Source organism: Pedobacter sp. GW460-11-11-14-TSB4, from assembly GCF_059423705.1.
This window is the reverse complement of the sequence record NZ_JBWKYI010000024.1, coordinates 12,668-37,558: the sequence shown is the minus strand read 5'-3', so window position 1 is coordinate 37,558 and position 24,891 is coordinate 12,668. Positions and strand designations below refer to the sequence as shown.

Annotated in this window: 14 protein-coding genes and 1 tRNA gene; 12 read left to right on the top strand and 3 right to left on the bottom strand. The window is 40.9% G+C overall.

Going from position 1 to position 24,891, the window contains the following annotated elements; all coding sequences use genetic code 11:
- The first annotated feature begins 355 nt into the window (after nt 1-355).
- The 5 genes from AC07YT_RS19445 to AC07YT_RS19425 all read left to right on the top strand — a co-directional run bounded on the left by AC07YT_RS19445 (nt 356) and on the right by AC07YT_RS19425 (nt 5,580).
- Entirely contained in the window at nt 356-3,526 is a 3,171-nt protein-coding gene (locus AC07YT_RS19445) for a sensor histidine kinase (RefSeq protein WP_145954191.1), read from the top strand.
- Entirely contained in the window at nt 3,511-4,335 is an 825-nt protein-coding gene (locus AC07YT_RS19440; RefSeq protein ID WP_086544915.1) for a response regulator transcription factor, read from the top strand. Before AC07YT_RS19445 ends, AC07YT_RS19440 begins: the two co-directional genes overlap by 16 nt.
- Nucleotides 4,336-4,404: 69 nt before the next feature.
- Complete coding sequence (locus AC07YT_RS19435; protein WP_086544914.1) at nt 4,405-4,851, top strand: DoxX family protein; 447 nt, start codon at nt 4,405-4,407, stop codon at nt 4,849-4,851.
- A 172-nt stretch (nt 4,852-5,023) separates the two neighbouring features.
- Nucleotides 5,024-5,108, top strand: a tRNA-Ser gene (locus tag AC07YT_RS19430).
- Between the two features lie 265 nt (nt 5,109-5,373).
- Nucleotides 5,374-5,580, top strand: coding sequence for a hypothetical protein (locus AC07YT_RS19425; RefSeq protein WP_086544913.1), 207 nt, complete (start codon nt 5,374-5,376; stop codon nt 5,578-5,580).
- A gap of 338 nt (nt 5,581-5,918) precedes the next feature.
- Here the strand turns inward: AC07YT_RS19425 and AC07YT_RS19420 are convergent, their stop codons facing one another.
- Genes AC07YT_RS19420 through AC07YT_RS19410 form a run of 3 tightly spaced genes read right to left on the bottom strand, consistent with a single transcriptional unit; the run spans nt 5,919 to nt 9,963 of the window.
- Entirely contained in the window at nt 5,919-6,287 is a 369-nt protein-coding gene (locus AC07YT_RS19420; RefSeq protein ID WP_086544912.1) for a hypothetical protein, read from the bottom strand.
- A gap of 54 nt (nt 6,288-6,341) precedes the next feature.
- Nucleotides 6,342-7,583, bottom strand: a complete 1,242-nt coding sequence (locus AC07YT_RS19415) for an MFS transporter (RefSeq protein ID WP_086544911.1) — start codon at nt 7,581-7,583, stop codon at nt 6,342-6,344.
- A gap of 4 nt (nt 7,584-7,587) precedes the next feature.
- A complete protein-coding gene (locus tag AC07YT_RS19410; RefSeq protein ID WP_086544910.1) occupies nt 7,588-9,963 on the bottom strand; it encodes a hypothetical protein in 2,376 nt (791 codons plus the stop codon).
- Between the two features lie 177 nt (nt 9,964-10,140).
- On the opposite strand from AC07YT_RS19410, the gene AC07YT_RS19405 reads away from it, so the two are divergent.
- From AC07YT_RS19405 to AC07YT_RS19375, 7 genes are all read left to right on the top strand, one after another.
- Nucleotides 10,141-11,457, top strand: a complete 1,317-nt coding sequence (locus AC07YT_RS19405) for a hypothetical protein (protein WP_086544909.1) — start codon at nt 10,141-10,143, stop codon at nt 11,455-11,457.
- Between the two features lie 369 nt (nt 11,458-11,826).
- Nucleotides 11,827-13,044, top strand: coding sequence for an alpha-L-fucosidase (locus tag AC07YT_RS19400; RefSeq protein ID WP_494945481.1), 1,218 nt, complete (start codon nt 11,827-11,829; stop codon nt 13,042-13,044).
- 29 nt (nt 13,045-13,073) lie between these two features.
- Entirely contained in the window at nt 13,074-16,196 is a 3,123-nt protein-coding gene (locus AC07YT_RS19395) for a SusC/RagA family TonB-linked outer membrane protein (RefSeq protein ID WP_086544908.1), read from the top strand.
- Nucleotides 16,197-16,214: 18 nt separating this feature from the next.
- Nucleotides 16,215-17,912 carry a RagB/SusD family nutrient uptake outer membrane protein gene (locus AC07YT_RS19390; protein ID WP_086544907.1) on the top strand — a complete coding sequence of 566 codons (1,698 nt, stop codon included), beginning with the start codon at nt 16,215-16,217 and terminating at the stop codon, nt 17,910-17,912.
- 21 nt (nt 17,913-17,933) lie between these two features.
- Complete coding sequence (locus AC07YT_RS19385) at nt 17,934-20,972, top strand: SusC/RagA family TonB-linked outer membrane protein (protein ID WP_086544906.1); 3,039 nt, start codon at nt 17,934-17,936, stop codon at nt 20,970-20,972.
- A gap of 22 nt (nt 20,973-20,994) precedes the next feature.
- Nucleotides 20,995-22,698, top strand: a complete 1,704-nt coding sequence (locus AC07YT_RS19380; protein ID WP_086544905.1) for a RagB/SusD family nutrient uptake outer membrane protein — start codon at nt 20,995-20,997, stop codon at nt 22,696-22,698.
- A gap of 33 nt (nt 22,699-22,731) precedes the next feature.
- Entirely contained in the window at nt 22,732-24,330 is a 1,599-nt protein-coding gene (locus AC07YT_RS19375; RefSeq protein ID WP_086544904.1) for a discoidin domain-containing protein, read from the top strand.
- Nucleotides 24,331-24,891 lie beyond the last annotated feature (561 nt).

The window sequence follows — 24,891 nt, the reverse complement described above, 5'->3', positions numbered from 1 at the left end:
AATATTGAAATCAGACTTACAGATTTGTACACGGTTTTTTTGCGTTAGGGATTGTAAGGGTTCAGTACCGATCCTTCATCGGTACCGGAGCGAAGCGCAGCCCTGAAAAGCCCGACCCTTTCCCGTATTTCACGGGATTGGGGAACGCCCATATCAGTTAACAGTTCGCAGTTTTCAGGTCTATAAAAATGGATAGCGTTCAAATCAGTCTGCAGTGGGCAGTTTGCAGTTTAGAAAAAGTATTCTTTACCCATACAACGATCTGTCTCAATCTTTCTACTAATCTGCTCAAATTCAATTTAGCCTGAAAGCAAAGCATTTCTTTAATATATTTGATGCAGCTGACCAAGATATCTTGAAAAAACTCTTCGCCCTTTTATTCCTATTGTTTACGGTACACCTGCTTTGGGCGCAACCCTATTATTTCAGGCATTATCAGGTAGAAAACGGGCTTTCTAACAATACAGCGTTTTGCAGTGTACAGGATGGAAAGGGCTTTATGTGGTTTGGCACAAAAGATGGCTTAAACCGTTTAGACGGTTATTCTTTTAAAACCTACCGACACGATCCGGATCAGGCTGGCAGTTTAGGCAACGATTTAATTTATGCGCTGCACCATGATCAGGAACAAAGCCTTTGGGTAGGCACAAATAATGGCGTATACCAATACAATGCTGCAAAAGAAAGCTTCGCCATCATCAAAGAAACCAAAGGCATGCGGATTATCGATCTGGCCAGCGATCAGCGTGGAAATTTATGGATCTTATCTTCATTCAAAATATACCTATATCAAAAGCGTACCAGGAAAATACAGGCTTTTACCCATAATGCACCTTTCGATGCCTCGCTGGTAACGGTTTTAAAGGATGGTAGTGTATGGATCAGTACCGGAAAAGGAACGCTCGAAAAATACAATCCCAGGGAAAATAATTTTCAACAGTTTAATATCAATGGAAAAAATGCCAAAACCGAATATGGCTGGGTATCGAGAATTGCTGAAACCGAAAATGGCAATTTATTGGTCGGCACCACCAATCAAGGGGTTAAACTCTTTAATCCGGTTACCTTAGCCTCAAAAAATATACTCAGCTTAAATGACGACCAAACGCCAATTTTTGTACGGGACATCAAAAAAACAGGAGCTCATGAGTTTTGGATTGCCACAGAATCGGGCATATACATTTATAATGATGAAAACGAAACGATTATCCACATCAAAAAGCAATATAACAATGATTATTCTTTAAGTGATAATGCCGTTTATACCATTTGCCTTGACCGTGAAGGCGGGGTTTGGACAGGCACCTATTTTGGAGGGGTGAATTATTATTCGAGTCGCACATCTTTGTTCACTAAATACTTTCCGCAAAAAGGCACCAATTCGATTAGCGGAAGTGATGTAAGGGAAATTACCAGAGATGCTAACGGGAATTTCTGGATCGGTACGGAAGATGCCGGACTGAATAAACTCGACATCAAAACAGGGTTATTTAAACACTTTTTACCGGACGGAAAACCCGGGAGCATTGCTTATTCCAACATCCACGGTTTATTGGTTGACTGCGACAAACTCTGGGTTGGCACTTTCGAACATGGGTTGGATGTTTTAGACCTGAAAACAGAAAAGGTAATTAAACATTATCAGGCAGGTGCCGGAAATGCTTTACGCACCAATTTTATTGTTACTTTTTGTAAAACTCGGTCGGGCGAAATTTTAGTTGGAACCATTAACGGGATTTATCGTTACAACCGCAAACGCGACGATTTTGAACCCATTGCCGGCCTCCCCTTTATTTTTTACGATTCGGTTATTGAAGATAGCAAGGGCAATATCTGGGCAGGCAGCTTTAACGATGGTTTATTTCAGTTTAACTTATCCAAACCCGGTTATGTGAACTATCGGAATAATCCAACAGTTATTAAAAGTTTAAGCCATAACACTGTAAATAGTATTTTTGAAGATCGCAAACAACAAATTTGGGTAACCACCGATGGTGGCGGACTTTGCAGGTTTGATCAGAAAACACAGCAGTTTAAGCGTTACGGCATCAAGAATGGTTTTCCAAGCAATTACCTGTTCCGTATTGAAGAAGATGCGGCAAATAAGTTCTGGATAAGCAGCACCAGGGGACTTATCCATTTCGATCCCACCACTGGTTTGAGCAAAACCTATTCTAAAGCCAACGGATTGCTTACCGATCAGTTCAACTACAGTTCTGCCTATCAGGACGAAACTGGCCGAACCTATTTTGGGAGCGTAAAAGGGCTGGTGAGCTTTAATCCGGCCAATTTAAAGGCAACGACCTATGAAACCCCGGTATTTTTAACCGGATTTCAGATTAACAGTTCTGAAATAGGTTTAAACGGGACTGATTCTGTTGCCAACAAATCGATTGTTTATGCCGATACCATCGAATTGAACTATAACCAATCGTCTTTTAGTATCGATTTTGCCGCCTTAAGTTACCTGTCGCCCGAAATGACAGAGTATGCTTATAAAATGACCGGGCTTTATAAAAACTGGGAATATTTAAAAACCAACCGGAAGGTTTATTTCACCAAACTTGCCCCGGGGAATTATATTTTTGAAGTGAAAGCATTGGTTGAAGGAAGCAGTACCTGGAGCACCAAAAATGCCAAACTCCTGATTAAAATACATCCTCCTTTTTACCTCAGCCCGTTGGCTTACCTGCTTTATCTGATCGCTGCCGGCGGAATTATTTTCTTCCTGGTGCGAAGGTACCACCGAAAAATTGCGCTAAAAAACAGCAGGCGGATGGAAGTTTTTGAGCATGAAAAACAAAAAGAAGTTTATCAGGCTAAAATTGAATTTTTCACTAATGTTGCGCACGAAATCAGAACGCCACTCACCCTGATTATCGGTCCGATGGAGAAACTGATTAAGCAGGCCGATGCCGTACCTGCGATAGAAAAGAATTTACGGATTATGGGGCGAAATACCGATCGGTTGCTCAAACTGACCAATCAGTTATTGGATTTCAGAAAAACCGAAACCAGCGAATTTTCATTAAACTTTGTAAAAGCCGATATTTCTGAAATCCTGAAAGATGTATTTCTTCAGTTTCAACCCGCTGCCGAACAGCACGACATTAAGTATAACCTGCATTTACCCGAAAAAAAGCTCCATGCTTATATCGATGTAGAGGCGTTTTACAAAATGATCAGCAATTTGATCGACAATGCCATTAAATATGGAAAAACCACGGTACAAATTAACTTATCCTTACAGGAAGGTGATCAGTTTGCGGTGATGGTAAAAAACGATGGGCATAGAATCCCTATTGAAATTAAGGATAAAATATTCGAGCCTTTTTTCAGGGGCAAAGAAACAGAAATAAAGGCAGGAACCGGAATAGGTTTATCGATTTCAAAATCGCTTGCGCAGTTGCATAGAGGAGAGCTTTATTTAGATTTTAATGACCGTGATTTTAATATATTTGTATTAGAACTGCCTATCCATCAACTTATAGAATTTAACCTGAACGGAAAATGGAAGAAATTGTAGGCACATATACCATAAAAGATACTGAAGATATGGAAAGGTCTGTAGTGTTATTGGTTGATGATAACGAAGATATCCTGGATTTCATTTCAGATGATCTGGAAGAAAAATACCAGGTGTTACAGGCCAGAAATGGATTAGAAGCATTAGCCATATTACAGCGTGAAATTGTTCAGCTCATCATCAGTGATGTAATGATGCCCGAAATGGACGGGTTCGAATTTTGCGCAAAAGTAAAATCCACCTTAGAATTCAGCCACATCCCCGTGATCCTGCTTACTGCAAAAAATTCATTGCAATCTAAAATTGAAGGTTTAGAGCTGGGTGCCGATGCTTATGTGGAAAAACCCTTTTCGCCAGAATTTCTGCAGGTACAGATTTCCAGTCTGATTAAAAACAGGAATAAGATTAAGGAATATTTCTCCAGCTCTCCCCTCCTTCACCTTAAAAGCATTGCTTATTCTAAGGCCGATGAATTGTTTTTAGAAAAATTACAGGATACCATTAACAAAAACATCAGCAATCAGGACCTTGATGTAGAACATCTGGCTGAGAAGATGAACATGAGCCGGCCAACCTTATACCGGAAAATCAAATCTATTTCTAACCTGAGTCCGAATGAACTGATTAATTTGGCCAGGTTAAAAAAAGCTGCCGAACTTCTAAATGAAGGGGTACTAAAAATTTATGAAATCTCCGAGATGGTAGGTTACAGCTCTCAATCGCACTTTGGAAGAAACTTTGCCAAGCAGTTCGGCATGTCGCCTACCGACTATGTAAACAGTAAAACCGCCGATAAAAAAAAGCCTTAAAATCAAAGAGTTAAGCATTGTTATTTTCTTTATTTTTCCGTAAATTGTCATAACCAAAATATAGAAGTTATGAACATGCTTAAGAAAATCCAGCACTGGGGCGATCACCATCACCCAAAATGGTTAGACTATTTTAGAATCTTATTAGGCCTTATTTTAATCTGGAAGGGCATTGATTTTTACATCAATATGCAAGCCTTTAGTAATTTAATGAGGGGCGCTTTCTTAGGCACAGCGGTGAGCATAAGTTTGCTGGCTCACCTGATTATCATGCTACATATTATCGGGGGTTTAGCCATTACACTGGGCACCCATACCCGCATATTTTGCCTGGTTAATTTACCCATACTCATCGGGGCGGTATTCTTTGTGAATATTTCCGGTGGTATTTTTAAACCCTATTCAGAATTTTGGTTTTCGGTCTCGGTATTAATCGGACTCGTTTGTTTTGCAATTGAGGGAAATGGCGTTTTATCGGTAGATCGGGAAAAAATTTACCCTAAACAGGCGCTTTAGCTTAAAGCTGAAGTCCAAAATTTCGCTTAAAAAGGCCAATATTGGCCCTTTATTTATTTTTTTGAACGTTTTTACGCGAGCTAACTAAATGATTAGCAACGCTTAAAATATTTATGCAAATATTTGATTCGAAATCATTTGCAGATTTGCGCCAAGTTCGTACTTTTGCAGCGGAGAGCTGGCAGAGTGGTCGAATGCGGCAGTCTTGAAAACTGTTGACTGTAACAGGTCCGGGGGTTCGAATCCCTCGCTCTCCGCCGAAAAAATTGAAGCCTGAAATAGAGATATTTCAGGCTTTTTTAGTTTCCGGTATACTCAAATATGCATGAATTTGCATGGTTCAGATGAGTGATTCGGTGAGTAATTGAAAAGCCATCTACATGCAGATTTATGCTGATGCAAATAGATCCGAAATCACTGCAGAAAGATCATGTGAACTAAGAAATGGATCATTTTTGCAGGTAGAGTAAACGGAAAAAGGAAGATCTAAAGTCGTTAAATGACTATTTGACAGACCTTCAAATGAAAATTTTTGAGATCAATAGGCAATTGACCCTTCGGAAAGAAACAATTACAGCTGGCTTCATACGTGGTAAGTTTCTAGGAAAAGAAGAAAAACAGATTTTGGATACAGACATGTCTTCTGCCGGCTTTGCTCGTATATATTTACCGATCAGCATTATTATCTACCGAAATAACTTTAAATACGTCAGCGGAAGAGAAGATTAGGTTCGTAATGTTCATAAACTTCTAACGAACATTCACCTTCAATCCTTGTAATTACTACCAAAAGTGGGGAAGAACCACTTTTGCCGAAATACGCAAGTTCGACTCCCTTTTGCTCCAACATTTTGGTCGACTAATCTGTACAAATTCATCGTATATTTATATTTTCGGCTTTCAGTCGATTTAAAAGGCACACCTACCCATTCTGAAACATAGTACCCATCTCATTTTGGTTCCATATACACTCTTCTCCTATTTGATGTTGTTAAAAGACTACCGACTACCCTCAACCCTTATCACATACTATCCGGCGTTGGCGATAACTAAAATTATCGCTGTTGCTAAAATTCCCTCAGGGTACTGTATCCGGCATTTCTTAAAATGCTGTTGAGCAACACTAGGGTACTGTTACCCAAGTTTCGAACAGGTTTTAACTGTTTTATGGTATATTCCTCTGTAAAAAAAATCACTGGAACATCTTCTGCAGATGGGTAGGGTATTTTACGATAGGAGGTTTCAAGCTCTAAAAAATACTTCACTGCATGAAATAACCGATTACTCGCATTCTGCGCTAAAAGTTCTAAAATCCCTTTTCCTGCTGCATTGCTATCAGTAATTTTCACTTTTACTATTTCCTTTTCCAATTGGAGGTGAAAAAGCTTCACTTTTTTGAGTGCCTCCAGATATTCCTCATGGCTAATCATATCCATTGCAGATTATTCTCTCTAATTTCTTTGAATTTAAAAGGCTGCTGGTATTTGGATTTATTCTGGCTCAGTAAAGTCGAGATCTTTATCATGTGTTTCAGGTATGGTCAGAATGCAATAAAACCCTATCCCAAAACAGATCAATCCCAATATAGCAGCAGCATGCAGCTCAAGTACCTCAGGTTTGAGATAGGCATAAAAAGTCGTCATTAGCACTACAGTACCACGTACCATATTTGGAATTGTGGTAGCTGCTGTAGCGCGTACATTGGTGCCAAATTGTTCTGCGCCAATGGTTACAAACATGGCCCAGTAGCCAATTCCAAAGCCTAACCATAGACACATCAGATACAACGCTTTGGCACTTTCAATCCCCGCATACAGATAAATTACAGTGCCTGCCAGGGTAAAAAGCATCATGATAGCTACAGCTTTTTTACGCGATGAAAGGTAATAACTGATTACTCCGCTCAATAAATCGCCTACAGCTAAGCCGATATAACACCACATTACGGCCAGGCCAGGTTTTACGGCCTCGGTAATACCTAAAGCTAAAGCAAACTCATTGCTAAAGGTTGCCAGAATACCAATCACGTACCAGGTCGGAAGTCCAATCCCTATACATTTAGCATAAAGTTTTAAACGTCTTTTATTGGTAAAAAACGATAAGAAGTCGCCCTTTTTCAGGTGGCTTTTTTCTGCCATATGCTTAAACATCCCCGACTCAAAAACCCCTATCCTTAAAAACAATAATAATACCCCCAGTCCGCCCCCAGTAAAGTAGGCATACCTCCAGCTAAAAAGTTCTACGGTAAAATAGGCAGCTACGGCACCCAGAAGCCCCACACCTGCCACCACCGAAGTACCAATAGCCCTTAATTTTTTCGGTAAACTTTCTGACACCAATGTAATGCCTGCGCCGAGTTCGCCAGCCAAACCAATCCCCGCCACAAAACGAAGTGCTTTATACAAGGTCACATCCTGAACAAAACCACAGGCAAAATTGGCTATCGAATAAGTAATAATAGAACCGAATAAAACAGAAAGTCTTCCCTTCTTATCACCTAAAATACCCCACAGGATACCGCCTAACAGCAAACCGCTCATTTGCCAGTTTAAAATACTGGCGCCTTCTATGGATCTTTGTGCCTCATTCAAACCCAGGTCGGTTAAACTGGGTATCCTTACAATTCCAAAGAGTAAGAGATCATAGATATCTACAAAATAACCCAGTGCGGCAACAATCACGGCAGCACTAAACAAGTACTGCCATGTTTTTTTATTCTCGTTAATGCTCATTTCGCTACAGATAGGTAAACATTACAGTCGATTGGCAATCCTGATCAGCTATAGCCCTTACCCAATGCGCGCTAAAGCCTTTTGGAAATTCATAATTAATGCTTTGGCCGGCTTTTATAGCAAAGGTTTTATATTGATGAAAACCTGTTAAGTCGAAGTCGATCTCTAAAGTGATGTTCACGTCCTTATCAGAAGTAATCGATACCTTTTTCTGGTCATAACCAGTCATCAAATACGGTAAAGATGCTTCATTGGCCTTTACTGCAGTATTTTTCCAAACACCGCCCTCACCTACAGGTTTACCCATCTTCCATAAATCATCAATACCGCCATACCATAAGCCATTGGTGCCCGTGCCAAAATAATTACCATCGGCTTTAGCATCTTTTTTTGTACCACTCAATACCAATAAACCTCTCCAGGTACAAAAATCAATTATCTTTTTATGGTGGGTAGTAACCGGGCGAACAGCAATAAATCCAGATTCACGTCCAACTTCATAAAAAGTACCCTGAATATTTAACATAAAGCGCTCTGATTCCGTTTCACGTTTATCGCGTGAAGCAAATGTTTCGTAAGCAGCAGCATTTTTAGGTATACGGAACGTACCTGTTTTATCCTTTATAATTACCGATGCTTCATCAATGGTATAGTTTTTCTTTAAGGTTAATAATTTTTCCACCTGAGCGGTACTATCTGGCGCATTGGCGACAAACGCTAGTTTCTCATCAACTTCACTGTATTTTTTGCCGTTTGAAATATTTAATACCTGCAGGTTCTTATTATATCCAGAAGGACGGATCAGGTTTTCGTTAACAGCGGTTTGATCGTTAATCCCGGCAATACTGCTAAACATTGAGGGCTGGCTTTGTTGTGCTTTGCTTGTAAGATGAAAAAATGCTGAAGCTGTACAATCTTTATTGGTTTTAAAACGTACCCAATTGGCGTTAAAACCCGCCGGAAATATGGCATACTGATAACCATTTGCCGGAACAGCAATGGTTTTGAAATCTTCCCATTTGTTGTTACCCAATTTATCAATCTGGATGGTAAAATTGACAGCTTGAGCTGATTTCTGTGTGAGATGGAGCACTTTCTCTTCAAAACCTTTGGTAAAAAAAGGATCGGATGCAACTCCTGCTTTAACCTGATCGTTCTCCCAGGGGCCGCCCCAACCTGTCGCGGCACCCCATGTTTTTAAATCATTCCATTGCCCAAACCAAAGGTTGGATTGAGCACGCCCAGCCATTGGGTTTTCCAAAACGGTAGTCTCATCTGTGGAAATGACGATTTGGTTATTCCAACTGCAGAAATCAGGTATGTAGCGCAAATGACTATTTACAGGCGCAATGCCACCACTATTGTTTCTCGAAAAGGTTTTTGGAAAATCATACATCATACCATGCATATCCATAATCATTTTACCATTGCCAACTTCTCTTATGCGCGGCCATTCGGTATACCAGCCTCCTCTATGGTCGTAGGTATGCGCTGCTTTTGGCAGGCGGTAAGTATACCACTGGCCGTTATCTAATAATTTTAACATTACCGAACGTTTATCCCAGCCCATCGTCCACAGCGGACTTTTATCATTTGGCGATCCATAGATGCCACCAGGACCTGTTACGTCGGTAAACTGGCGGCGTTCAATAATTTTCCATGCCTTTCCATCCCAACTGGCCAACACACCTTTTTCTTCTGCGTTCTGGGGTAAATCGCCTGCCTCAAGATTTTCTTTTTTCAGCTTAAAAACAGCATCTTCCCCATTATTGGCTACCACCAATTGTTTTTGAGCTGTGTAGGCACCTTTACCATGCCATCCGGGTACTGGCTTATTAAAAAGTTTTTTTACCGCAAGTGTATGCACGTTAGTTTCATAGAGCATGCCTTCCATATCGTAAAAGTAAACCATGTTTCCCGGATCTGTTAAATGGCGTGCTGTTGCCGTCATTCTACCCGGCATCACTGAAAATGGAATTACCCTAACCTTGCCCTTGTTATCTATAAAATAATTACTGGTGATAAGCTGATTAGATTCTTTATGGATCATCCGGTTTGCGGGTGTCCCGCCAATGCTTTCCGGATGAATGGTTACATTTAGCTTATCATCAATACTATATAATTTGTCTGAGCTCCCTTTTGGATCGTGCGGTGAGTAAGTGACCATCCATAACTGTCCTGCCCAGGGTGTAATGGCACCAATACCATTTTCGAAACCATCATCTCTGGTTTTTTTGCTACCCGATGTCCATCCTTCGTTAAAAGTGGCTAAATGTGGGTAAATACCACTCACTTGTAGTGGTTTAGGGTTCTGCGCCTTAATATGAGCTGATACAAACAATGTTACCGCAAATAGCAGGGATGTTTTTTTGATCTTCATTAATTGTTATTGGTTTGTTGATAAAGTTTTATTTGATTAGTTTCTCAATCATTTTGAAATATTGAGCAATTATGTAAATTTAGCAGGTGCCGCTTCTAAAGTTGATTAAGGAACTATGCAATTCTGAACCAATGTTATGTACAAGATATCTTACTCAAAAACAAACTGTTATATTGTATGAAAAATGATTCTGTACAAGGGGAGAATTCAGTCTTTTTTCAGCAGTTGGATATCTGTTGTAAAAAAGTAGCGGTTAAGGTCGGCAAGAAGGATATTTCGGAGTGGAAAAATAGCGATTTCATCAAACTAAGTGAGCTATTACACGATCAAACCAAGGTTACTTTAAGCGATCATACCCTAAAAAGAATCTTTGGAAAACTAAAAACCTCTACCCGTTATTTCCCTCAAAAAGCAACAAGAGATGCGCTGGCTCAATTTATAGGTTACCGCGATTGGCATGAATTTGAATTATTAAATCCCTTACAGATCGAAAAAATAGATTCGGTCCAAAAGCAGCCAATGGCGGAACCAGAAACCGAGCCCGTAACTAAATCACCTGCAACAAAGATGGCTTATTTATTTGGGACATTATTTCTGCTTATTCTATCGCTTGGTTTTGGCTTTTATTTTTTCTATCCAAACTTTAATAAAATTGAACAGATTAAACTCATCTGTATAAATCCCGAAGGTGGAACACCACATTCGGCCATATTCAATTTAGCTATAAAGGGAAAAGGAACTGATATCCCCTCAGATTTTACCATAGATTTTGGAGACAGAAAGCGCAAAAAAAATATCGCGCCCAATCAGGCAGTCAATCATTATTATGAGTTGCCAGGACGCTTTTATCCCACCCTTCATGCTAAGGATGTAGTAGTGGATACTGCAGTAGTTTATCTTAAAACAAAAGGTTGGTCAATATTAACGAGCCTACCTGCAGATACGTCAAGATTTTATTCCGTTTACTCCAAAATTAATGGTCAAAATGGTGTTTTTAGAGCAACTGCGGCAGAGATTTCAGCAGCAGGAATCGATACCAATAAAACATTTTATGTATCATATATTAATATTAAGCCAACAACTATCAATGCAGATAATCTGAAGCTCAAAGTAAATGTAAAAACCTCGGCAAACAGACCTGGAGTAAGGTGTTCACAGTTTAATATATACCTATATGGAGAAGTGGATAGACATTTCATCGATGTGATTAAACCCGAATGCGTAGCCTGGGCCAGCTATCAATTTTCAGAAATTCAAAAAGATGGAGAAATAAGTGACCTAAGGGCACTAGGTCACGATCTTACCGCTGGAGCAAATGTTACATTAAACATTGCAGACAAAAAAGTAAAGCTATATATCAATAAACAATTGGTTTTTCAAACCCAGTATAAAAAACCAATTGGGAAGCTAATGGGTGTAAAAATCTTATTTGCTGGCCTCGGTCAGTTTCAAAACCTGGAGCTAAAGGATCTTAAAACAGGTCAAAGCTTTTAAAGCAAGCGATTAAAAGTTGCATCTTTCTTTCCCCATAATGACCTGCAAAGAAACCAGCAGTTTATAAAAATTTTAATTTTCAGCACAGAAAATAGTTTTTACACGATCTCATCTTTTTAGGCATCCCTGTAAAAGCGGCTATGGCTATGCCAAAGGCTTGTACATAAGCAACCAGAATAAACACATAAACAACTAGCTAACAGCTATTTAAGTTATACATTCTTTTGCAATTATTTTGCAATGTGAAAATGCAACATATCGCCTCCCTATTGCGATAAATTTACATTAACCGAGCAACTGATCCCATCCTTAACCCTGTAAGCAATGCCATTTTACTTACAGGATACTAACCACGATTAAATATAAACTATGAGATATAAATTATTATCAGTGCTATGCTTAATGATTATTGGAAGCGGTGCAATTGCCCAACAGGCGGTGCCTAATTACCTCCAATCGTATAAGCAACTGTATCGTAAAGATCCGCACGCAGCAGCCTTAAAGTGGTTTGACGATGCCCGATTTGGCCTTTTCATTCATTGGGGACCATCTACTTTTTACAAAAAAGGAGAATGGAATATGTTTTACAGCAAAATCCCTATTGCCGAGTATAAAGAACAGGCGATGAAATTTACCGGAGAGAAATTTAATGCAGATAGTATTGTCGCATTGGCCAAAACAGCCCAAATGAAATATATCACCTATGTGGTACAACATCATGATGGTTTTGCGATGTACGATAGCAAGGCAAATCCATTTAACAGTATGAATGCCAATGCACACCGCGATTATTTAAAAGAGCTTGTTGTGGCCTGTAAAAGATCAGGTTTGGGCTTGTTTATCTACTATTCGTTGGGCATTAACTGGACGCATCCCTTCTATTTGAGCAAAAAATATTATAACGAAGCACGCCCCGCTTACCAAACAGAGCAACCAGAGATCAGGTTTAAAGATAAATCCGACTTTGTTTATTACTGGAATACCGTTAAAGCCCAAATCTTTGAGCTTTCTACACAATATGGAGACATCGCTGGTTTCTGGTTCGATCCAATCGGAGGTGCCTACACCAATCCGGAACTATTTCAGGTACAGGATATTTATGACATGATCAAAAGATTGCAGCCGCAGGCATTGGTCTCTTACAAAACTGGTTTTAATGGTAATGAAGATTTTATTTCCTGCGAGCATGAAGTAAAATCGTTAACCACCCTGATGCGTCAGGTACAAGGAGAAAAAACTGCACAAATGGCTGAAAAAGCCTGGCAAAGCAACCGCACTAAAAAAGCAGAAATGTGTACCACCATGCAAAATAAAGGTTGGGGCTACGATGAAAATTCAACGCATAAATCAGCAGCTGATGTTTGGAAACTCTTAGAAAACACGGCTAAAAACAACGCAAACTTACTACTTAACATTGGCCCCTATCCAGATGGCGCCATTGTACCCGTGGATAAAAAAGCTTTAACTGAAGTCGGACTAAAAATAAGAAAAGAAGGTTTCCCAACACTGAACACCAAAACCTACATGCAATTTAGAGATGAAGGGGATAAAAAAATTACCGAAAGAGATCTAGAAACCATAAAGTAAAACAATACCAACCAAACAATTTTAAACAAATGAATAAATTTTTTACCAAATGCTTAACTGGCTTGGTAACTGTGCAGATGGTGTCATCCGGGCTTCAGGCTTACGGAAATACACATTTTGTACCAGTTACAGCAAGCACGGCCAATATTCCTGGAGAAAGATCTCTCAAACCGATCAAGGGAAAAATTATTGATGAAAAAGGACTGGCCCTCCCCGGGGCAACCATTACTGTAAAAGGCACCAAAAAAGCCGCCGGCACTGACAATAACGGCCAGTTCAGCATTGAAGCCAATCCGGGAGATGTACTGGTGATTACTTTTACCGGTTATACCACCCGTGAGGTGACCGTTTCATCGTCCGATAACATTAATGTGGTGCTGAAAGAAAACAATAGTGATCTCGAAGAAGTCGTGGTTGTAGGTTTTGGTCAGCAGAAAAAAATCAGTGTTACCGCAGCTATATCTACTGTTTCGTCAAAAGAACTTAAACAATCACCTGTTGCCAACCTTAATAATGCACTGGTGGGCAGGTTACCAGGTTTAATTGGGCAACAGACTTCCGGCGACCCGGGAAGAGATGCAGCAACGTTATTAATTCGGGGACAGGGAACTTATAACAATGCATCACCGCTGGTTTTGGTGGATGGTGTGGAACGTACTTTTAGTACCATCGACCCAAATGAGGTAGAAAATATCAGTATCCTCAAAGATGCTTCTGCAACAGCCGTTTATGGTGTAAGGGGAGCAAACGGGGTAATTCTTGTTACCACGCGACGTGGTGCCCTTGGTAAAACCACGGTGAGTATAACAGCAAATAATGCACTACAACAGCCTACCCGCCTGCCAAATTACCTTGATGCCTACAATTACTCGCTGCTCTTAAATGAGGCTTATGCAAATGAAGGTAAAGGGCTCTTTTACGCTTATTCTCAGGCAGACTTAGATGGTTTTAAAAACCATACTGACCCATATCTCTACCCGGATGTAGACTACATGAAAGAGTTTTTAAAACCGGTTGCACAGCAATATAACTTTAATGCCAACGTATCGGGAGGTACTAGGATTGCAAAGTATTTCGTTTCGGGCAGCTATTTTTCACAAGATGGACTTTATAAACATACGGGTACGAATGAAAATGCTTTTAACGGAGATTTGAATTATAGTCGTTACAACTTCAGGTCGAACGTAGATCTGGATGTTACGCCAAACCTGCGCATATCTACAAACCTGGCCGCAAGAGCAGAAACGCGAAACGGTCCGGCTACTTCAACATCTACGCTATTTAGTTCGCTGGTTGCTTTTCCGCCAAATAGTGCACCGCTTACCAATCCTGATGGCACTTATGGTTATAATTTTAGGCAGGCAAATGTATTGGCACAGTTTCAATCTGGCTTTTCAAAAGAATACAACAACAAACTCGAAGGTACTGTGGTATTGGATTATAAACTTGGATCACTATTAAAGGGCCTGAGCTTTAAAACCAATGTTTCCTTTACCAATGAATATACGCATACCATCACCCGTTCTTATGCAGATTACCTAAAATATAAAATCCTGGGTAAAAATACTGATGGCACTTATATTTATAGTGAGGCTGCCGGCTCATACAACCCAACATTGGGTTTTTCGCAGACATTTGATCCTGCCGTTGCCAGAACCACTTACTTAGAGGCTTCATTAAATTACAACAACACTTTTGGTAAAAGCACGGTAACGGGTCTGATATTGGGTAATAGAAGCCGCAAAATCAGGAATAATGCCGCATATGACTGGCCGTTTTCTTACCAGGGTATCGTGAGTAGGGTTACTTATAATTATGATGATAAGTATTTTATAGAAGGAAATTTAGGCTATAATGGTTCAGAAAACTTTCCTACCAATAAAAAGTATGGTTTCTTTCCATCTATTTCGGGCGGCTGGGTAGCCTCGAATGAAGGTTTTTTAAAGCCTGCCAAATGGATCAGTTTATTAAAAATCAGAGGCTCTTATGGCCAGGTGGGCAATGACAAATATGGAAGTGAGACCAATACAACTGATCGTTTTCTCTTTATTCAAAACTCTTATGCAACTGGTACCGGTTACTCATTTGGCCTCACGAACAATAGTGCAGTTACCGGTTATGTAGAAGGCGCTTTTGGTAACCCAACTGTCACCTGGGAGAAGGCAAACAAAGCCAACATAGGTCTGGAGAGTGCATTCCTAAAAAATAAAATCACGCTAAACGTTGATCTCTTCTACGATAAGCGCAGTAATATTTTAAGCAGATACGGCAATATTCCAACCACTTTTGGACAAACCTCTCCTGTAGTAAATCTTGGTATTGTTGAGAATAAGGGTTACGAGATCGAACTGGGGCACAATAACAGGATAAACGATTTTAGTTATACAATTAAAGCAAACCTGAACTATGCCCGCAATAAAATTATTTTTAGGGATGAAGCAGGCACAAAATATCCCTGGATGCGCCGTACGGGGCAATCAATAGGTCAGCAATGGGGTTACCAGACTGCAGGATTTTTCAATAACCAGGCAGAAATTGATAACTGGGCAAAATCATCCTTCGATCCAGGTCCACTTGGCAAATTACAACCAGGCGATTTTAAATACATCGATCAAAATGCTGACGGTATAATCGATATTTACGATCAGGTGCCTATAGGTAATCCCCTAATCCCCGTTTTCACCTTTGGAGGTACCCTATCACTAAGTTATAAGAACTTTGATTTTAGCCTGCTCCTGCAGGGTGCAGAAAAAACTTCAATGATCAGAACCTTGGAAGCTGGTTACGAATTTTTTAACAAGGGCAAAGTAATGGATCTCCACTTAGGAAGATGGACCCCTGAAACGGCAGCTACAGCAACTTACCCGAGATTATCATCTTCGCCTAACCAAAGTCAGCATAATTATGTCGATAACGACTTTTTCTTAATTGATGCCAGTTATTTACGCCTTAAATCGGCAGAACTGGGCTTTACACTCCCAACTTCATGGATTCAGAAAATAGGACTAACTAATGCCAGGTTATATGCCAACTGCTTTAATTTATACACCTGGGACAAGGTAAATTACTTAGACCCTGAAAATAGGGACGTTAGGGCCTGGTATTATCCGCAACAGCGCATTTTTAACTTCGGCGCAACAGTTTCTTTTTAACCCCAAAGATCAAGAAAAATGAAAAAAGCATATCTATATATTCTGGCAGCTATTGTTATAGCGAACGTAGTAAGCTGTAAAAAAGACTTTTTATCATCCCCACCAGTAAGCGTGGTTGATGCAAAGGCCATATTTGGCAATCCGTTACAAACTGCTGGCTTTCTGGCCAATATCTATTCAGAACTATCCGGCAGCCCAGACCAGTTTGGAGCTGGTACTGGTTTTACCAACATGTGCGATGAAGCAGAAGCAGGTTATGCTTACTATGCATCAAATGCCAGTAACGTAGGCTCTTTTAACGGCAGTAACAATCCCGATAATGCCTCGCTTAACGATAATTACCGGAAAATTCGCAAATGCAATGTAATGCTTGCCAATAAAGACCTGATGACCTTTACCCCTGCGCTGAAAGACCAGTATATTGCAGAAGCCCGTTTTTTAAGGGCATTCTTTTATACCGAACTTTTAAAACGCTTTGGCGGCATGCCCATAATCACCTCTCCAATAGATTATGAGCAGATCAAGGATTTTGATGCCCAGGCCGAACTAAAAAAAGGCATCAAACGCAATACTTATGCAGAATGCGTAGATTTTATTGTGAAACAGCTCGATTCCGCAGCGACTGTGCTTCCCTGGTCGCCACCTTCCGATCTTGAAAGAGGGCGGGTTACTGCAGCGGCATGTGCTGCACTTAAAGCAAGGGTTTTATTGGTTGCTGCAAGTCCGTTATTCAATGGCTCAGGCAACGAGTTAACGGGCTACCCAACAGCAGATCCTGCCCGATGGCAGCTGGCCTTAGATGCTGCGCGCAGCTTTTTCACCAAAAATACAGCAGGTGCCAATTGGTATTCACTTTACGCCGGTGGATTCGACAAGCTCTTCACCGAGTCGAGAGATCCAAATAACAGGGAAATTATCTGGTATAAACAAAGCTCGGGCGTAACAACAGGAAATTTCGATCCTACTTATTTTAATCCGCCAAACCGGCTGGGTGGCTTTACAGGCTACGATGTATCCCTTAACCTGGTAGATAAATTCGAAATGAAATCAGGTTTGGCCATCAATGATGCGGGTTCAGGTTATAACGAACAGCAATGGTGGTTAAACCGCGATCCACGCCTTGCCTTTAGTGTGCTAAGGAACGGTGATTTGTGGAGAGGAAATACCATGGAATTCTGGGCAAGAGATGTTTCAAACAAAAATCTACCAGGATTGGATTGGGGAAGCCAGAACCAGACCGGGATGACAATAAAAAAATTCCAAAGGCCAGACAATGGAACCATTGTAACCAAATATCATTACATCAGGCTAGCCGATGTATACCTGATGCTTGCCGAAGCTGCAAATGAAGTTGGTGGACCCACCGCTGAGGTTTATACTGCCATTAATACGGTTAGAAACCGGGCTACCGTATTGATGCCTCCCCTTCCGGCAGGTTTATCAAAAGACCAGATGAGGTTGCGTATACAGAACGAACGCGCAGTAGAACTGGCCTTTGAAAACCAGCGTTATTTTGACGTGAGGCGATGGAAGATTGCAGAACAAACCGATAACGGCCCATTTCAGGGTTTTGTGATTGAGAAAAATGGCAGCACCATTACCCACAACCGTTATACGCTCGAAGTTAGAAAGTTTCAACCAAGGATGTACCTCTACCCAATACCAGATGTAGAAATTTTTAAGGGGGCAAACATTGTCCAAAATCCAGGTTATTAATTGCTAACGCTAACAATTTTTATGATGAATAATTTCTATAACAAGATAAAAAAACAGGCTTTATTATTTGTAATTGCCCTGTTTTCTATGACTTTTTGCGCGCTGGCGCAGGAAGTAACAAAAGGCACCGTTACCGACCGATCGGGAAAACCTGTTGCGGGTGCACGGGTAGATGCAGGAACATCAAAATACCCCATTATCACAGATAGTAAAGGTGCTTTTTCGATAGGCGACAAAAATGCAGATACCATTTACATCAGCAAGCCAGGTTACCAAACTTATAAACAGGCCGTTAAAGCGATAAAAGATTATAATGCCATTGTTCTCCAAGCTGAACAACATTTCGATGAAACGCTTACCCTGCCCTGGAATTCCAGCGTACAGAAGAAATATTATCCCGGCGCAATAAGCACCACAACTGGTGCAGCCATGTCGAGGTACCATAACCTCAACAATTCCAATTCTCTTGCAGGCAGTATGGCCGGGTTAATTACTGTACAAGGAAGTGATGAGCCAGGTTACGACGGTTCCTCACTTTATATCAGAGGAACCAATACTTATAATTTTGGTAGTATCACTACCTATGTAGACAATGTACCATTAACTTTTAGCCAGCTAGATCCGCTCGAAATTGATCAGTTATCCATTTTAAAAGACGCCAGTGCTAATGGCACCTACGGTATCGCAGGAGCAAACAAATCGTTAATTGTAACGACCAAAAGAGGTGTGGCTTACCAGAACAAGATTAATTTTTATTCACAGTTTGGCTTTATTAAACCTAATGCGCCACAAAATTATTTAGGTGCTAAAGATTATATGAATTTGTATAATGAAGCTGCTGCAAATGATGGTCTGCCTGCAAGGTTTACCACCGACCAAATTGCGGCTTACGATAACCCCAACAGAGATATGGATAGATATCCTGATGTAAACTGGTATGGAGAGCTGATTAAAACTGAAGCGGTTCAGCAAAAATATAACCTTACCTTTTCAGGCGGTACCAATGCCGTGCGCTATTTTGTATTATTAGGTTATGCCAAACAAGACGGGCTTTTCAAATATGGTGATTATAATGAAGAAGTATATCAATTCAATAGCAATAACTCATTCGACAGGTATAATTTCAGAACAAATATCGATTTTGCCATCACCCCTAGTCTTACCGCCTCAGTAGATCTGGGCGGACGGGTAGAAAACCAAAGGTCGCCCGGTGCCGGAACATCAGGTACAAATGGTATCTGGTTAAATCTTTCCCGCTACCCTTCAGGCCTTTTTCCAATGATTTACAGCAATGGAAACATCGGTGGTAACAGCCAGTATGCTCGTAACCCGTATGGCATTATTACCCGCACAGGCTATACCAATATTGCTACACGCAACCTGCTGGGTACTACGCGCATAACCCAAAATCTCAATAAAGTAATAGAAGGACTGAGTTTAACCGGTGCTTTTTCATATTATAACAACTATAACAACATCGAAGGCAGAACTATGGATTTTGCCACATACGAACTTCAGCCGAACGGCACTTATCAGAAATTCGGTAACGATGTTGCCCTTGCCGTAAGAGCGAGAACGGCTACGCAGAACAGGTTGAACATCTTTTGGGCCAAGGCCGATTACCAGCACTCATTCGGCACTAAACACGAACTTGATGCAAGTGTGGGCTTTAACCAAAGTGTAAATACACCATCGGGTGATGATTATCCCTATGCTACACAAGGCTTTTTTGGCAGGGCTTTTTACAATTACGATAAAAAGTATGTGGCCGAACTAAATATTGGTTATAATGGGAGTGAAAACCTGCCAAAGGGAAAACGTTATGGTTTCTTCCCATCACTGGCCTTGGGCTGGATCATCAGTAACGAGGCTTTCGCAAAAAGCGACTATGTCGATCTGCTCAAACTTCGTGCATCATATGGCATACTTGGCAATACCGATTTTGGAATCGGCGGAGATGCCAGGGCAAGGTACCTTTACCTCAGCAATTACGAAACCGGAGGCAGTTATGTCTTTGGTAATAATCCTGCAAGCGCCGGAGGAAGAAGAGAAGGCCAGCTGGGCAATGAGAACATTACCTGGGAAACCAATAAAATGGCCAACATTGGAGCTGATTTCGAAATACTTAAGCATTCTGTTGGTGGTAGCGTTGATGCTTTCATGGAAAGAAGAAAAGACATTCTCGCCTTCCCCTCATCAATTTCAAGCCTCGGCGGATTTACCACCAAACCCTTTAATGTAGGTATTATGGAAAACAAGGGTATAGAGTGGGATGTGTATTATAAGCAGAAAATCGGTGATTTATCTTTTGCCTTGCATGCTTTAGGCTCTTTTGTAAAAAATAAGGTCATCAACCAGGAAGAACAAATTCAGCCATACGATTACCTGTACCGTACGGGAAATGCTTTAGGAACACCTTTTGGCTTAACCTCAATCGGTTTCTTTAAAGATCAGAACGACATCAACAATAGTCCTAAACAGAATTTTAGTACTGTAAAACCTGGTGATATTAAGTACAAAGATGAGAACAACGACGGCGTGGTTGATGTTTACGACCAGGTTAAACTGGGCAACCCAAACCTTCCGCAATTATATTATGGGGCAAGTTTAGATTTAGCCTTTAAAGGTTTCGACCTAAAGGTACTGTTTCAGGGTGCTGGCAGCAGAAACGTAAGCATACTCAATTCTGCCACGCAGGGATTCAGCGATGGCAATAAACCTACCGACTTTATATTGGGCAGGTGGACACCAGCTACTGCAGAAACTGCTACTTCTCCCCGGCTATCATTAGGTACCAACGCCAATAACTATCAGGCATCTTCCTTTTGGTTAAGAAATGGCCGTTACCTGAGGTTAAAGAACCTGGAACTGGGTTATTCACTTCCACAAAACCTGGTAAGCAAGGTCAAACTGGCTCATGCACGCTTTTTCGTCAACAGTTTTAACCTGTATACCTGGAGCGATCTTCCATCTGACCTTGATCCAGAATTTTTAGGCGCAGGGCTGGGAAGCTATCCACGAACCAAATCGTTCAATTTTGGACTTAACGTAGAATTTTAACCCTCATAAATAATTAGATTTTATGAAAACGACAATAAACCTGATCTGCATAAGCCTAACCTTCGGCTTGCTTTTCACCATAACATCCTGCAAAAAAAGTGTGCTCGACAGGCCTCTGGATATTGAGGTTCAGGACACACTGGTTTTTGGCTACATCAATTACGCGACAGATTTTGTAACCGATATTTATGCAACTTTACCTGGTGGGTACACCGATTTTGCTTCAACATTTAATGAAGCCGCTACAGACGATGCGCGTCATGGTAACCCGGGTAATGGCAGCTACCGTTTCACCAACGATAGCTGGGGTATTACCGTAAATTCAGATGATAAATATGCCAGCTGTTATGCCGGCATTCGCAAATGCAACCTTTTTTTGAGCAAAATTGATCTGGTAAAACTTAAAGACCATACCACTGATGTTAAAATAAACGGTTATACCGCAACAGAACAAAAAGACAGGCTGATTGGTGAAGTACTTTACCTGAGGGCTTATTTTTATGCAGAACTGCTAAAACGTTACGGCGGTGTGCCCTTGGTTACACAGGTACTGGGCGTTAACGATGACCTGGACTTAGCTAGAAATACCTACGATCAGGTCGTTAAACAGATTGTAGATGACTGCGATGCAGCTGCGCTTAAACTACCTACGTCTTATTTAATTGCAGGTCCAAGAAGTATATCAGTATCAAACTATTACGGCAGAGCAACGAAATGGGCTGCACAGGCACTTAAATCAAGAACATTGTTATATGCAGCTAGCGCGATTAATAACCCTAACAATGATGCGGCTAAGTGGATAGCAGCCTACACCGCTGCAAAGCCCTTTTTTGATGTTACACCTGTAACGCCAACCATGACACTGAACCCTGGTATAGCTGGCTACGAAGCCTTATTTAGGGGCAATACTGCAAGCCTTACCGAAATCATCTGGTCCAGACCCGCAACAAATTCAAATAGCCTCGAAACAGCTAATTTCCCTATTGGAATAGACGGGAGTACAGGTGGCATTAACCCTTCACAAGCGCTTGTTGATGCCTATGAGATGAAAACCAGTGGTAAACCCATTAGCGACCCCACAAGCGGCTACAACCCTGCCAACCCCTATAACGACAGAGATCCAAGGTTGGCAGCTAGCATCTTTTACAATGGTGCACTTTTTAAAACGGGCAGATCCATCGAAACCTTTGATGGTGGATTAGATGGACCGCAGAAAGTATATGGTTCATTAACCGGATACTATATGAAAAAACACCTGGATGTTAACCTGAACCTTACCCAAGCGCAGGCAAGTCAGCACAACTTTATCTATTTCAGGCTGGCAGAAATGCTGTTGAACTACGCTGAGGCCAGAAATGAAGCAGATGGGCCAGTTGCAGATGTTTACACAGCGATCAACAGAATACGCACAAGGGCTACCATGCCTAACTTACCTGCCGGCTTAACCAAAGCGCAAATGCGTGATCGGATCAGAAATGAACGCCGTGTAGAACTTGCTTTCGAAGGCCACCGATACTGGGATGCAAGAAGGTGGAATATTGCCAAAGATGCATTCAATGGTCCATTTACGGGAATGAAAATCGTGAAAACAGGAAGTACTTTCACCTATACTCCTTATAAAATTGAAGACCGGATTTTTAAGGAGTTTATGAACCTATACCCCATACAGCAGCGTGAAATTTTAGCCAATCCGAAATTAGTGCAGAACCCTGGTTGGTCAAAATAACATTGAACCACAACTTAAGACAACCTAAAAAACATGAAAAAAAACACATTACTAGTTTTGCTATTGGCAGCCCTCATCAGCTCCTCCTGTAAAAAGATGGCGGAAACGCAAAGCAGTTCTTCAAATGGGCAGGTTACCAAACTAGTGGCTGATCCCGTTTTTACGAGCGATCACGACAAGAACCTAACCGTAGTATATTTTATACCTAATGATAACGACACCATTCCAGGTTGGAAAACAAGATTGGGCGCCATCCTGTTGCGTGCACAGCAGTTTTATGGTGAGCAGATGCAGGCTCGTGGGTACGGTTTTAAAACATTTGGTCTTCTAAGGGATACCGCGGCCAAGCAGGTAAAAATTATCGTTATAAATGGTAGTCAGCCTAAAGCGAATTACCCTTACGAGGGTGGATCAACAGCTGTTGCTGCCGAAGTTAATGCCTACAAGGCCACTCATCCCGCTGATTTTACGAGTGACCATGTACTGGTGATTATGCCAGCAGCCAGTTATGATGCGAATGGCGAACCTGGTGGTGTACCCTTTTATGGGACAGGTCGGTGGGATTACGCTTTGGATTACCCAGACTTTGATCTCCAATACCTAGGACAAAATACCACGCTGGGCAACAGAGCCACAAAGTGGATCGGTGGTATGTTCCACGAAATGGGCCATGGCTTAAACCTCCCGCACAATAAAGAACTGGTATCTCAGAAGAACGACCCTAATTTTGGGACTACGCTCATGGGAGGCGGAAATTATACCTACGGAAAGTCGCCAACATTTCTAAGCCCGGCAGATTGTGCTATCTTAAATGTGAACCAGGTTTTTCAAACCAGTAGTTCAATTACATACTACACCGCTGTAAGCGCAACAATCAAAAGAATTTATTCATCTTACAATGTAACGAGTGGCAATATTATCGTTTCGGGAAAATTCCAATCCAATACACCTGTAACCAATATCGTGTATTACCTGGATCCTAACGTGAACAATGAAGGTGTAGGTACAAATAAAGATTATAATGCCAATACCTGGAAGAGTGATGTAATTGGCACTGATAGTTTTTATGTTCAGGTTCCAATTGCCGAGATGCAGGTAAAAGGAACGACCCCTTATGAACTTAAAGTTAAATTAGTGCACCAGAACGGTACAGTATTTCAAACCATATATCCTTTCGATTTTGTAAATAATGTGCCGGTTATCGATATTACTAGCGATATGGACAAAACAGGCTGGAGCGTAATTGGTCAAAGCTCTCAGGAGGGTTCATATCCTGCCACGAACCTGATTGATGAGAACCAATCAACTTACTGGAGATCCAGGCATACAAGTTCTCCTGCATCCTTACCGCATACTTTTAGGGTGGATATGGGAAGTGTAAAAACATTGAACGGCTTTACACTCAGCCAGCGCGTAGATGGTTTAAAAACCGTAAAAAATATCGAAGTGCAGTTAAGTAATAACCCTACAACGAATTTTGTCACTGTTGGCACTTTTGAAGTTCCCAACAATAACCGCAAAACAAAATTTCCCTTTAGCGCCCCACAAACGGCCAGATATTTTAGGTTAGTGGTCACTTCAAACTGGGACGGTACAAACGACTCCGGAATTGGAGAGGTGGGAATGTTTTAACATACGAAACCATTAAAAAACAATATCAGCCTTCATATATTGAATTTTAGTTAATTCATCAATTGATGAATTAACTAAAATTCAATATGCTGCTATCTATCATTAAAGGTATATTTTTATTGGTATCGATCCTTGCCTGTATCTGACAGGACAGACTATCGGTGAGGGACGATTGGGCTTTAAGCCGTTGCTAATCGGGATGCGGCCCTTAATTTTTGTAGTATATTGAAGCTTTTTAATTGGAAGCACATCGATAGGAATAAATTGTCCAAACATGCATGAAATAACAATTTGCCACTATCGAAAAAATTACAAGGATTCGAAGGCCTTGTAATAGCTTAGGCTTTGACTTTCCTGGCACTACTCCAGTAACATAAAACGCCATTAATCATTTTAAATTTATCTCTTATATAGAGTCCTCGCGACAGCAATTAATAGATGCTTAATTAGTCTTGATTTGATATTTATTTTGTGCTGATTCCGATTCCCATGCTTCCAAATATGCTGATTGACTTCTCACAAGTTCTACTTTAATTTTATTAAATATTACTCCAAGCCATA